Origin of the sequence: Flavobacterium sp. UGB4466, from assembly GCF_903469665.1 — a bacterium.
In the GTDB taxonomy this organism is placed as follows: domain Bacteria; phylum Bacteroidota; class Bacteroidia; order Flavobacteriales; family Flavobacteriaceae; genus Flavobacterium; species Flavobacterium lipolyticum.
The window spans coordinates 13277-27123 of record NZ_CAGKLC010000027.1; the positions used below are offsets into that span (position 1 = coordinate 13277).

The window sequence follows — 13847 nt, forward strand, 5'->3', positions numbered from 1 at the left end:
ATTAGTTTTAAGAGTTCCAGATTTTGGTCTTGGCAGTTTCTTTTGCGTAGGCGGAAAAATCTTTTGCTTTTCTGCCCAGAATGTTTTCTATATCTGAGGTAATACTGGAATTTCGTCCATCCAAAACCTGTTCAAAAAGATAGTTGATGAGCCAAATATGATCTTCCGGAACCTGATATTCCTGCAAAAGCTGATTGTATTGTTCTAACGATAGTCCCTGAAAGGTAATATTTCGACCACTGGCTTCGGCAATTTCATTTACGGCTTGTTGGAACGTCAGTAATCTGGGACCGGTTAATTCATACGTTTGTCCGTTGTGTTTGTCTTCTAAAAGAGCGACCGTAACCACATCTGCAATATCATCGGCATCGGTAAAAGGTTCCAGTGCTTCTGCCCTTGGTAAGGCGACTATTCCGGCTAATATCGGATCTAAAAAGAAACTTTCACTAAAGTTCTGATTGAACCAGCTCGCACGAATAATGGTCCAGTTTTTGGCAGCCGATTTAACGATTTCCTCACAAAGCTGTGCTTCTTTTTCTCCTCTTCCCGAAAGTAAAACCATTTTTTGTACACCCAATTTTGTGGCAAGACCAGTAAAATTCTGAATAGTTTCTACCGCTGAAGGAATGGCTAAGTCTGGTTGAAAAGTAATATATACCGTATCGATGTCCTGAAGAACAGTTGGCCAGGTTTCCGGTTTTTCCCAATCGAAAGGTAGTTTTTCATTTCGGGAACCCAAACGAACTTCAATACCTTCAATTTGTTCTAATCTTTCGGCTACTCTGCGTCCTGTTTTTCCATTGGAACCCAGAACTAAAATTTTTGTATTTTTCATATCAGTATTTTTTAAAGGATTACTGATACAAAGGTGTTTCAATTAAAACAGATTCATTTGTCGTAAAAGAATTATGATTTGTTTGAAAAGAATTGCTGCCGAACTTCATTTGGGCGCCTACCAAATTTTTTATGAAAGGCATTCGAAAACGAACTCAGACTGTCATAACCCACCTCCCAGGCCGATTCCTGAACTGTTTTTTCGTTGTCACGCAACAGTTCGTAAGCTTTGTGCAGTCTTTCTTCCTGAACGAATTTGAAAACAGGAATGCCAAAAAGTTCTTTAAAATTCTTTTTGAGTTTGTTACTGTTCAAACCTACCATTTGCGATAATTGTGTGATTGATGGCGGTTTTGAATAGCTGTTGGTTACAATTTCTTTTGCTTTGAAAAGTTTGTTTTTATCAATTTCCGAAAGATCAATTTTGGTACCTGTTGCGAGCAACGCATAGAAGTGAGCCAAAAGTTCGTTGACCTGACTTCTTAAAAACAGTAATCTCGTATTGCCGGTGTAGGTGGTATTGAAAATCTTTTGAACCGCTACCTGCATCTCCAAAGTCATATAAAAGGAAGGCCCCTGAACAAAATGTTCCTGCGGATTTAATAATTCCGGAAGATAATTTTCAAAAATTTCTTTCTCGGCCTGAGGCAGGGAATGTAAATGTTTTGGTTTGGTGAAGATGCTGATGGACTGTAGTGGTTTATCTGGTTCTATTTTATGAGAGAACCCGACCTTTTGATTGCCAAAAAAACAAATGGCGAGTCCGGTTGTATTGGTCAGGTATTTAGTCTGATTGTTGTGTTTGATTTCCAGTTCAACATTTCCGGAGCCATAAAAGGCAAAGCCAACAGCATCTCCGTCGATTTCACATTGCTGTATGAAAGTCTTGGAGGTGTTCGATTGTTCGATTAAAACAATAAAATCATTTAATTCTATAATGTCTGTTGTCATTGGTTTTTAAGGATTTGACTCGAAATTGTCTGAAAAGTTACAATTATTTTTAATATGTGCCATTCCTACGGAATTCAAATGCCGTGGTATCATTTTATTCAACGGATTAAAATCCGTTGTTACAATATCGGTCGTTCCTCCGGAACTTTAGGGCGAGAGCCTTTGGCTCGGCCAATTTTGTAGGGATGGATTTTAATCCATCCAAATAATAAATTGGTTTCGAACGTTTGAATTCCGTAGGAATGACCTATGCTAATGGATATAATATGTGCCATTCCTACGGAATTCAAAATCGTGTAATATCATTTTGTTCAACGGATTAAAATCCGTTGTTACAATATGAGTCGTTCCTTCGGAACTTTGCGGAACTTTGCGGAATTTTGATGATGGGTACTTTTTATTTTCGATGGATTAAAATCCGTTGTTACAATATGGAGCGTTCCTTCGGAACTTTATGGGATTTTGGTGATGTGTTTGTTTTTTTTGAACGATTAACATCTGTTGTTACGACATAGACGGTTCTTCGGAACTATTGGGAGAGAGCCCTCGGCTCGACCAATTTTGTAGCAACGGATTTTAATCCGTTGAATAAAAAATTATCATAACAATTGAATTCCGGAGGAATGGCGCATATTAAAAACGCCAATCTACACATTCCAAAACATTGCCTGAATTTTAAAACAAAAAAACCTTCCCAAAAAATAATTTGAGAAGGCTCCTTTTTAAGTAGTCGATCTTGCAACCGACCCACTTTTAAACAAAATAAAGATATAATTGAATTAGTAAGCTAAAATTCCCAGCGCACAAAAGCTTCCATTGCGGCATAACGTGACAAACCTAACTGATTGTACAATTGAGCTGTTTCGCTATTTCGGTCTTCGGCTCTTTGCCAAAATTCTCTGGCATCGGTACCCTGAAAAACAACACCGTCTTTTTGCGACTGATGTTTGAAAATTCCGTGGCGTTTTGCGAGTACTTGATCAGGACTCATGGGTACGGCCATTTCGACCTCATCGATTCCCCATTCCTGCCAGGCACCCCGGTAGAGCCACACCCAGCAATCGTTCATAAAAGGTTTTGGCTTTAGTGTTTTTACAGCTTCAAAGATCGCATCCAGGCATACTTTATGCGTTCCGTGCGGATCGGCTAAATCTCCTGCCGCATAGATTTGATGCGGTTTGATTTTTTCGATTAAATCAATAGTCAGTTGGATATCCTCACAGCCCAAAGGTTTTTTTTCAATCGCTCCGGTTTCGTAAAAAGGAAGTTCCATAAAATGAATCTGTTCTTCCGGTAAACCTACAAATTGACTGGTGGCGCGTGCTTCTCCTTTTCGGATCAGTCCTTTTAAATAGCGAACTTCCGGAATATCAATTTCACTGGCTTTTTTGTTTTTTAAAAAGTGTTCCGCTTTTTTGCAGATGGTTTCAGCTTCGATACTTTGAATTTTAAATTTGTCATTGTAATCACAGACAAATTTGGCAAATCTCAAGGCTTCATCATCGGCAACGGCAATATTTCCGGAGGTTTGATAGGCCACATGTACCTCGTGTCCCTGTTCCTGTAAACGCATAAAAGTTCCCCCCATACTGATAATATCATCATCAGGATGTGGACTAAAAAGCAATACTTTTTTTCGGACTGGTTCTGCTCTTTCCGGGCGATGGGTGTCGTCAGCATTTGGTTTACCTCCCGGCCAACCCGTGATTGTATTTTGAAGTTTATTAAAAATCCTGATGTTAATGTCGTATGCCGGACCTGAATCGGCCAGTAAATCGCTCATTCCGTTTTCAATATAGTCGGCATCGGTAAGCATCAAAATTGGTTTCTTTAATTCGAGTGCCAGTCCTAAAACCGCTTTTCGAATCAGTTTATCGGTCCAGATGATTTTTTCAACCAGCCAGGGTCTGTTGATACGCGTTAGTTTTGAGGATGCTTCTTTGTCCAGTACAAAAACAACCTGGTTGTGTTCCTGTAAAAACGAAGCGGGAATTTGATTGGTCACTTCTCCTTCAACCGATTTTTTAATGATAGTAGATTTTCCTTCTCCCCAGGCCATTAAAATAACCTGTTTGGCTTCCATTATTTTTTTGACTCCAAGTGTAATGGCGGTTCGGGGGGTATTACTTAATCCGGAAAAGTCTCCGCTGGCTGCTACTCTGGTAATGTGATCCAGTGCTACCAGACGTGTTTTGGAGTTTTGTAGCGATCCCGATTCGTTAAATCCAATATGACCGTTTCCGCCGATTCCAAGAATTTGCAGATCGATTCCGCCCAAAGCTTCAATTTTAGCTTCATATTCGTGGCAGTAATCCGCGATTTCTTCTTTGGATAGTTTTCCGTTGGGAATGTGGTAGTTTTCAGGTAAGATGTCTATTTGATCCAGCAACAATTCTTTCATAAATCGAACATAACTGTTAACCGAATCCGGTTCCATCGGATAGTATTCGTCGAGATTGAAAGTAATTACGTTTTTGAAACTTAACCCATCTTCTTTGTGCAAACGGACCAGTTCGGTATACAATCCTTTTGGAGAAGAGCCGGTTGCCAAGCCTAATACACAAGATTCGTTGTTTTTTTGTTTGGATTGAATAAGTGCCGCAATTTGCTGAGCGACTGCTTTAGAGGCTTCCGTTGAATTTTCGAAAACAACCGTATTGATGTTTTCGAATCGTTTTTCGAAACCCGTTGCTTTATCGATGTTACTTTTTATCATTTTAGTTTAGTTTTGACCTTTTAAGATAGTATCCAAAGAAAAAGTATTAGTCTTCGTTTGAAGGTTTTCCTATGGTTGCCAATATTCCGCCGTCAACATACACAATATGACCGTTTACAAAATCACTTGCTTTTGAGCTTAAAAAGATGGCGGCTCCCTGTAAATCGTCCGGATCTCCCCAACGTCCTGCGGGAGTTCTTCCCATAATAAATTCATTAAACGGATGCCCGTTTACTCTGATAGGTGCAGTTTGGCTAGTGGCAAAATAACCCGGCCCAATTCCGTTGGTCTGAATGTTAAATTTAGCCCATTCGGTGGCCATATTTTTGGTCAGCATTTTAAGTCCGCCTTTTGCAGCAGCATAAGCGCTTACAGAGTCTCTTCCCAGCTCGCTCATCATTGAACACATGTTGATGATTTTTCCTCCTCCGCGTGTGATCATGCCTTTTGCCACATTTTTTGAAACAATAAAAGGGCCGGTCAGATCTACTTTTACTACCGCTTCAAAATCGGCAACTTCCATTTCTATAATGGGAGTTCTTTTGATAATTCCGGCATTATTGATTAAAATATCGATTGGTCCCACTTCAGCCTCTATTTTGCTGATAGCGGCAATTACAGCAGCTTCATCTGTTACATCAAACAGGTATCCGAAAGCCTCAATTCCTTCTGATTTGTATTCAGCGATTGCATGATCAACAGCTTCTTGCGAAGAATGATCGTTTACTACAATTTTTGCTCCTGCATGTCCCAGCCCTTTGGCCATTGCCATTCCTAGACCATGAACTCCTCCTGTAATGAGTGCTGTTTTTCCCGTTAAATCAAATAAGTTAATTGACATTTTTTGTTTGTTTTTGGTGATTAGTAATTTTAATTTGTTATCGTCTGGGTCGTTTATTTAACCACATAGAAACATCGATTTTTTGAAAGTAAAAGGATACTAAAGAGAACCCCCATTTCTATCTCATAGTTCTTTGTCTTTTATTCCGGGTGAAACGTTTTTGATACGTCACATAAATCCTGTTTCTATGCGTTAAAAAATGTAGGTAAAGTTGTTTTTATGACTATTTTACATTGACCGTTAATGGATTTTTAAGCTCTTCATTAAAATGATCGAGGTAACTGAACCATTGTCTGGCCGAAGTAATTTTTCCGGCCTTGTCCCAGGCTGCGCCAGTATAGTAGACAAGAGGTTCGTTGCTTTTGACAGTGGTTTGGGTAAGTAATTGTTCTTTGGTTACCCACATGGCATTTGCGGGTGTCGTTAAGATTGATGCTACTCCGGTAGTACCTTCTTTATCAAAAGTAGGTTCCCAATACCCCATAATACCTTGTTTTTCGTTTAAAGAAAGAACTCCGGCTTTCGCTCGTTTGATAATTCCAACTACAACCGGTAAAGGGTTTTTATCTTCGAATGTATACGTGTTCTCTATTCGGTTGAGCTGTGAACCGGCATCTATAGAAATAATTTTAGTGGCTTTAACGGGTATTCCACCGGCATTCCAGAGGTCATATGTCAGTTGAAAAGTGGTACGGAGAGGTCCATTGTCTAAAATTTTCCATTGGTGGTAATTGCCCGAATATCGGATGGTATCTTTTACGTACGGAGCCATATTTCCTGCACCTAAAGTGTGTCCTACGTGATAATAATCCAATCCGTCGCCATGGTCGATATGATAGTCGTTGCGTTTGTAGCGATCGTTTAGGACGAGTTTATCGGTTCGTTTTACCCAGACATCATAACCGTACGCATCACCTTCAGTTTTTTCAAGAGCCTTTCCATAGGCACGGAAGGCAATTTTATCATTTTCCCAGGCAAAATCGTCCAGACGTTCCGGTACATAACGGGCATAGGTTTTGACAGCAAAGGCTTCCGGTTTTCCTTTTTGAACGGAAAGATTCAGAGAGGCTTTTGCTTTTAAATCAATTTGGACCAATAAATTTTGAACGGCAGCATTCCCGCGATGTTCTAACTGATACGGAATTTGCTTTTTGGTGAGGGTATTCAATACGACAAAGTTTGCGGTGTCAATTTGCGGACAGGAGGAAAGTACCGATTTCCAGGGGATGGTTACAACCGTTTCTTTGCGATCCAGAGCCGAACTATTGTGAAGGATTATTGTTGCTTTTGTTTGTGCAATTGTAGTGACCGGCAAAATAAAAGTCAGTATAAGAAGGAGTTTTATTATTTTCATAAAGGGGTATTTTAATTTTTAAACGTTGATTTGGGATTGGCATTTTTTTCAGAAAAACAGTTCCGTAAAGGCATAGTTCGAGCCTTCCTGTTCCAAAATGACTGTTTCATCTGGATAGGATTCTGATTTTCAAAACTGAAATTCGGAATGAGCTAAGGCTTTTTAAGGCCTTATTTTAGCTGATGTCTAACGCAATAGTATCAGAATTTTATAAAGTTTTTTTTGCATGGTATGGTAGTTTGTGTCGTTTAAATTATTCTTGTGTATCGTCGATTTTTGCTAAATATTCACTGGGCATACAGCCATAATGCTGCTTAAAGGCGGTAGAAAAATAAGAAGGCGAGTTGAATCCGCACATATAAGTGATTTGTGCAATCGTATAGCGTTTGCTCTGCATCAATTCGACCGCTTTTTTAAATCGGATTCGTTTGATAAAATCCATAGCCGATTCTCCGGTAATGGCTTTTAATTTTAAATACAGATTCGATCGGCTCATGCCAATTTCCCGGCTAAACTGGTCCACTGAAAATTCAGAATTGGCTAAATGATCTTCAACAATACGAATGGCCTGTTTTAGAAACTCCTCATCCAGCGTATTAAAAGCAATATTTTCCGGAACCATTTCTTTTCCAACCGCATAATATTCTTTCAGTCTTTTTCGGGAGCGCAACAGATTGGTGATTTTTGCGGCGAGTAAAGGTGTCGAAAACGGTTTGGTAATATAATCATCGGCACCCATTTCGAGTCCTTTTATCTGCTGGCTGGTTTCGGTTCTTGCCGTTAAAAGCATTAACGGAATGTGCGAGGTGTTAATGTTTTGTTTGACGCGTTTGCAAAAGTGTAAACCATCCAGTTCGGGCATCATCACGTCGCTAATGATCAGGTCATAAGGCTGAATTTCCAGAAGTTCCAATGCCATTTGTCCGTTATGAGCTACGGTGACCTCGTATATTTTACTGAAATAGTCCTGCAGATAATCTAAAATCTCTTTGTTGTCGTCGACGATAAGAAGCTTAACCGGTTGATTTTTTTCGATGATTTCATTTTCTTCCGGCAGTAAAGCGTCTTCATTTTCAAGGTCGTTGTCGGACAGGATTGCGAGGTCATAAGCAGATTCCTCCACATGCTGATCGTTTTTATAAACAGCATCTGAAATCGGAATAGTGACCGTAAAACTGCTTCCTTCCTGCATTTTACTTTCGGCAGTAATTTCACCGTGATGCAATTCGACCAGACGTTTGGTAAAGGCCAAACCAACACCCGAACCCAAATTCATTTCGCGATTGTTTACCTGATAAAAACGGTCGAAAACCTTGGATAAATCTTCCGCACTAATTCCGACCCCCGTGTCAGTGACTTTTATTTGTACCGTATCCTTTTTCTGTAATAGTGTGACAGCAATACTTTGGCCGGTTTTAGTATATTTAAAAGCATTGGATAAAAGGTTGAAAAGGATTTTTTCCATAGCATCTTTGTCAAAATAAAATGACAATTGCGGCTCTTCAGAATGATAGGTATAGTGAATGCTGTTTTTCTCTGAAAGCGGTTTAAAAGACTCAAAAATCTCTTGAGTAAAGTTCACAATATCACCTTTGCCTATTTTTAATTGTCGCGTACCCATTTCGGTTTTTCGGAATTCAAAAAGCTGATCGACCAAATTATACAGTCTTTTGGCATTGATAAACATGAGTTCATGTTTCTTTTTGGAAACTTTATCGGCAAAAGGCATTTTTAAAAGTTCTTCCAAAGGTGCTAAGATCAGGGTTAGTGGTGTTCTTAATTCATGAGAAACATTGGTAAAGAAATCCATTTTAACCTGATTGATGTAGTTTACGCGTTCTTTATCGATTCGTTCCAATTTTAATTGCTGAACGGCTTTTATTCTTTCTTTTATAATTTTAAAACCAATATAGGCTGCGGTACCAATGATGGCGAGCAATAACAATGAAAACCAGATGGTTTTATACCAGGGTGAAAGTATAACAATTTTTAAATTTCGAACAGCACTCATTTCTCCGTTTGGTCCAATGGCTTTGATCTGGAAGTTGTAGTTTCCTGCGGGTAAGTTGCTGTAACTTACTTTAAGCTCATCTGTTCGCTGCCAGTCTTTGTCGATTCCTTCCAGTTTGTAATAATAATAAGTTCGATTGGAAGAAATATAATTAAACGTATTAAAGAAGATGCTGAACTGTTTGTATTCAGGTCCAATTTCTAATTCGCCGGTTTGGTCAATATGTCCTTCAAGTATGTCGGTATCGTCACCGGCGACAACCGTTTTGTTCAATACTTCTAAAGCGGTAAAATTTAATTTTAAAGGAAGCGGCTGCTGTTTTATCAGAGCGGGATAGAAATAGGAAAGCCCTTTGATCCCGCCAAAAAGCAGCATACCGTCTTTGGCTTTACAAAAGGCATAATCGTTGAACTGCTTGTTTTGTAAACCGTCACTTTCGTCAAAAGTCTGCACAGAACCTTTGTCCGGATTAAATTTGATTAAGCCGCTGTTGGTTGAAATCCACAAACTTCCTTCATCGTCCGGAATAATACCGTAAATGGTTTCTTTGACGAAATCTTTTCGCGCTTTAATCGTTTTGAAAGATTCCTGCGTTTCATCATACAAACGTAATCCTTCGCGGGTGCCAATCCAGATTCGGTGTTTTGAATCCTCGGTTACACAGTTTACAATATCGTCGCTTAATTTGCCGTGACCGATAGTGGCAAACAGATTAGTGTCCGGATAAAAAAGGGTGACGCCATTAGTGGTTCCAATCCAGATTCGGTGTTTGCTGTCTTCAAAAAGAAAAGTAATATCATCAGATGCCAGACGTTTTCCGGCTTTGTCTAAATGAAGGTGTGTAAACGATTTTGTTTCGGGATGAAACTGGTCCAATCCCGATCGTGTACCTACCCAGATACGCCCCTTAGAGTCTTTTAATAAGCTGTAAACCAAATCGCCTGCGATCGAGTTGGGATTGTTTTCGTCATGGCGAAAACGCTGTGCTAAACCGGTATTGGGGTTGAGTAGATTCAACCCGCCGTTGTGGGTACCAATTAATACATTTCCGTTAGCATCAAATTCGATGGCTTTGATATTGTTGGAACTTAAGCTGTTTGGGTTGTTCTCACTGTTCGAAAAATAACTGATGGTATTGGCATTTTTGTTCCAGTAATTCACGCCTTTGTCATTACTTCCAATCCAGAAATTGCCTTTTGCATCCTGTTTGATTGCGCCAATAACCTCATCATTCAAAGAGGGGTTTCCGGAGTTTTGACTTAACAAATTGAACTTAATATCGCTTTTGTGGTAATAATTTAGACCTCCGTAATACGTTCCCAGCCAGATTCCGTTTTGCTTGTCTTTAAAGAAACAACGAACAGAGTTTTGACTGATGGTGTAAGGCTGTGCTATTTGATGGTAATAGTTGCTGAAAACGTTGGTTTTAGGATTAAGAACAGTAAGCCCTTTAAAAGTGCCGAACCAGATATTTCCTTCGGTATCTTTTCCAACACATCTGATATTGTTATCGACAATACTGTTTGCGCCGGTCGAGTGGAGCAGAGATGTAACCTGACCATTTGCGGCATTGTAACGAATGACACCTTCGCCTTCTGTCGCGACCCACAACTGTTTAGTATCAGCATAAACAGCGTTGATATAAGGTTTTTTGACTCCTAAGTTAATTTTTGTCAGCTGATGCGAATTGGGATTTAGTTTAAACAGACCAACATCGGTTCCCAGAATTATTTGTTTTTGCCAAAGACCGATGTAGGCAATTTTTTTGATTTCGTGCGAAGAAGCATTAAATCGGATGGATGAAAAATTCTGTTCTTCAGGGTTCAGCACAAAAACTTCTCCGGTAATTGAGGTGGCCCAAATTCTGTGTGCAGGGTCTTCTATGATCGACGAGATGTACCATTCGCCAATAGTTCGCGGAAGCTTGTAATTGGTAAAGCTGTCGGTATTGTAATTGTAAACGCTAATTCCCTGATTACCGCCCACCCATAATTGTCCTTTATGATCGGTAAACAAGCTTCGGATGTAGTACGATTGCAAACTGTTTTTGACATTCCTTACGGGACGATACACTTTAAAACCTTTACTGTCATAACGATTTAGTCCGTCCTGAGTTCCTATCCAGATAAAACCCAACGTATCTTGTTCAATAGCAAAAACGGAACTTTGCGACAAGCCTTTATCAACCGAAATCGTACGGAAGTATCGATCCTGTACCTGAGCCTGACTTTTAACGGCAAAAAGTATAAGATAGAAAAGCACAGCTAGGGCAATCGTTTTCTTCATGAAAGTTTCAATTTTAATGGTTTGGTTTGTGTTTGTTTTCTTTTGAAATAATAGCCATTGTTCAAGGGAATTAAAAAATCTGCTAAATCTGCGTGAAAAAAAACAGTAGAAATATAGATTTTAAACTCTAAATTTAAAGAAAAAGCAAACGTCTTTTTTGTTTTTAATTTTTGTCGTATTTGGCCACATCCGGTAATTCGTCAACAGCTTCCTGTTTGTTTAGCTTAGTACCATTCATTTCCAGTAAGACCGAACTTCCTGCAATTTTAGGAGAAAATGTTTTACCTTCAAATGTAATGGGTAAACTTCCGTAGCTAAATAATGATTTTGCAGTTTTTCCGGTAACTTGTAAAGCAGCCGGTTTTTCGCCGTCCAATTGTACCTGAATGTCCCAGTCGCCAATCTGAAAATGGGATAAACCGTTGTTGTCTGATCCTGTTTTAATGACTTCTGTTTTACCGTCTTTTATTTGTATGATGGTCAGGTATCTGAATTTTTGTCTGGGTTCAGAAGTGATTCCTGCATGCCATTGGTCTTTAAATTCTTTGATCTGACCTTCGTCGTTGGTTACTTTATTCCAGTTGACAGCGGCTTCATAAAATTTATGGTGTACGGCCATTTTTAGCGGACTATTAGCAAAAACACTGGCGTTTACATTTCCTAAATCGGTTTGTACTGTGAAGTTTTGCTGTTTGGCATTTGCCGAATTTTGCCCTTCAATGGTATAGTACGGACAATGAAACTGAGTCGTCCATTTTACCGGGGTTTTAGCTTCCAGTTCGTCGTATAAAACAATGTACCCGCCTTCTAGCTGCAGCATATGTCTGCGGTACAAGGAGACACCCGATTCTCCGTAACCGTTTGCTTTATTAGGTACTACATTAATTTGTTTGAATCTGTTGAGCCAGAAATCACTTTTTATGTTGCCATAAGCATTGCTGGCATCTCCTAAAGCGTATTGGATGCGTTGACCGGAAATCGCTCTCGGAATCCATCCGTAACCTTCTTCTCCAATTTTTTGGTTCAGACTGTCGGCTAAAATGGTGTTGTATGCTTTAGAAGATCTGTAATCTAAAAGATTGTGTTTGTCGCTGAAATTGCTGTAATAGCCTGTTCCGCCAAAGAGCACTTTCCCTTTATAATTAATGGTAAAGGCATTTTGGGAAGCGTGACCGTGTCCCGAAGAGCCAAACGGACTGCTGAACAAATAGCTGCTCAGGGTTGTATTGGCTTTGGTCAGATCTTCGTGCATGGCTACGACGCCCACATCGGCAAATTTTCGAGTTTTAGGGAGTTTTTCGGGCGAGGTTGCCGGTAAGTTTCTATTGGGTTTGTAGTTCAGTAACCTGAAAAATAAGAAATCATCAGTGCCGTGATAATAGGACGGATAGTCTCTTTTGATTGCACCAACATACCAGTTCAGATAAGGATCATTCATGCGGTAGGTCAAAGCATCTGCAAACCAGGCTTCGCCTTTTACGATGTACGGAATGTTTTCCCACATGTCTCCAATAGCAGTACTTGCCGCACCGTTTGGATGGGTGTAAAGCATATAATACGGTAGATTCTGCATCCACGGTAATTTAAAATAATCAACACCGCTAAAGTCACCAAACATTTGAGACAGGTAAATAATCGATTTAAAGTTGACTCTGAAATAGCCGTTTCCTTCATGCCAGCCACCATCGGTAGTGCCCAATACCGGAAAACGTGCCGACCAGACTTCGTATATATAGGTAAGCCATTCTTTGGCTTCAGGGACATCATTAATTACAGCTACGGTTGCAATGGCAAGGTTGCGTAAGGTGATTTGCCAAACGTGGTTGTCGCTTACATGCAGCTCAAAACGATTGGGCAAATGGTCGTAAACTCTTTTGGCTCTGATCGTAATGCTATTTTTTAAGGTTTCTTTTTCCTGAGGAGTTAAAAAAGCATAACCGCTATCGTAAAACCAGCCCAGGGCTTCCAGTACGGCACCACTTGTAAAATCGTCACCTGTTGCCAGGCCATCAGGATTCATGTTGGCAAGGTTTAAGGCTCTGCGTTTGGCATCTAAAATGAAACGTTTGTCTTTGGTGAGCTGATAGGCGATGCATAAATTGCGAACCGGATTTCCAACAGCATCTCCAAAACCGTGGTACATTCGTTCTACAATAATTTTCTTTTCTAACGGATTTTTGCCTGTGGTATCAATTACTCTTTGTGGTTTTTCTGTTGGAAGAGGAGCCTCCATTAATTTTTCGGCGAAAGCAACAAATTTTTTGGCTTCGGGATTGTCCAGATTGTTGCGGTAAAAAGCTTCACCAATTCGGTTCATGTCCCATAAGAGCGGGTGTGCACCTTCGTTTCTTTTAAGGACTTCGCTAATGGGAGGAGCTACTTTTAGGGCAGCATATTGGGCATCAATGACAAAATCGTAAACAGGCGACCAGGTCCATTGACTGCTGCCTTTTAAAGCGTAACCATATTTCCAGTACCATTTTCCGGCTTTTAAAGCCTGATGCAACGGGTAAACTGCCCAACGTTGTTCGGCACTGGTGAACGGGTTTTTAGTGAAGTTTTTGTCGCTTGCGAGCATCACTTTGTAGCGTACATTGCCAATATTCGGATCTTCCGGAATATCACTTCCGCTTTCCATCGGTGTTACCATTTTTTTTCCATTGGTTCCCGGCCAAAGCAGGGCCGGAGCATTGGTGGGTACCGTAATTCCGTTTACAGGATAAGGCCATTCACGTACTCTTGAATGTAATTTTTCGGCGGTGAGCTTAATTTCGGCAGGTTGTTGTGCAAATGCTTTACCGCTTAGAATCAGTAAGATGGGGAAGCTTATTTTTTTTATCATAACAATCATTAC

7 protein-coding genes are annotated in these 13847 nt (G+C 40.0%); all 7 read right to left on the reverse strand.

Annotated features, from left to right (window positions below):
• Positions 1 to 7: 7 nt before the first annotated feature.
• A complete protein-coding gene (locus tag JO950_RS09410) occupies positions 8 to 835 on the reverse strand; it encodes an SDR family oxidoreductase (protein WP_202702405.1) in 828 nt (275 codons plus the stop codon).
• Positions 836 to 906: 71 nt separating this feature from the next.
• Complete coding sequence (locus JO950_RS09415; protein WP_202702406.1) at positions 907 to 1785, reverse strand: AraC family transcriptional regulator; 879 nt, start codon at positions 1783 to 1785, stop codon at positions 907 to 909.
• A gap of 787 nt (positions 1786 to 2572) precedes the next feature.
• Complete coding sequence (nagB, locus tag JO950_RS09425; RefSeq protein WP_202702408.1) at positions 2573 to 4501, reverse strand: glucosamine-6-phosphate deaminase; 1929 nt, start codon at positions 4499 to 4501, stop codon at positions 2573 to 2575.
• Positions 4502 to 4547: 46 nt separating this feature from the next.
• Positions 4548 to 5342: a gluconate 5-dehydrogenase gene (locus JO950_RS09430; RefSeq protein WP_202702409.1), complete on the reverse strand. Its 795-nt coding sequence runs from the start codon at positions 5340 to 5342 to the stop codon at positions 4548 to 4550.
• A 223-nt stretch (positions 5343 to 5565) separates the two neighbouring features.
• Entirely contained in the window at positions 5566 to 6696 is a 1131-nt protein-coding gene (locus JO950_RS09435; RefSeq protein ID WP_237732324.1) for a DUF4861 family protein, read from the reverse strand.
• A 253-nt stretch (positions 6697 to 6949) separates the two neighbouring features.
• Complete coding sequence (locus JO950_RS09440; RefSeq protein ID WP_202702410.1) at positions 6950 to 10993, reverse strand: two-component regulator propeller domain-containing protein; 4044 nt, start codon at positions 10991 to 10993, stop codon at positions 6950 to 6952.
• A 163-nt stretch (positions 10994 to 11156) separates the two neighbouring features.
• Entirely contained in the window at positions 11157 to 13835 is a 2679-nt protein-coding gene (locus JO950_RS09445) for a DUF4962 domain-containing protein (protein WP_202702411.1), read from the reverse strand.
• Between the last annotated feature and the right edge of the window lie 12 nt (positions 13836 to 13847).

Bases quoted from the DNA above. Each gene is read 5' to 3' on its own strand.
- JO950_RS09410 (WP_202702405.1), bottom strand. From the start codon at position 835: ATGAAAAATACAAAAATTTTAGTTCTGGGTTCCAATGGAAAAACAGGA.
- JO950_RS09415 (WP_202702406.1), bottom strand. From the start codon at position 1,785: ATGACAACAGACATTATAGAATTAAATGATTTTATTGTTTTAATCGAA.
- nagB (WP_202702408.1), bottom strand. From the start codon at position 4,501: ATGATAAAAAGTAACATCGATAAAGCAACGGGTTTCGAAAAACGATTC.
- JO950_RS09430 (WP_202702409.1), bottom strand. From the start codon at position 5,342: ATGTCAATTAACTTATTTGATTTAACGGGAAAAACAGCACTCATTACA.
- JO950_RS09435 (WP_237732324.1), bottom strand. From the start codon at position 6,696: ATGAAAATAATAAAACTCCTTCTTATACTGACTTTTATTTTGCCGGTC.
- JO950_RS09440 (WP_202702410.1), bottom strand. From the start codon at position 10,993: ATGAAGAAAACGATTGCCCTAGCTGTGCTTTTCTATCTTATACTTTTT.
- JO950_RS09445 (WP_202702411.1), bottom strand. From the start codon at position 13,835: ATGATAAAAAAAATAAGCTTCCCCATCTTACTGATTCTAAGCGGTAAA.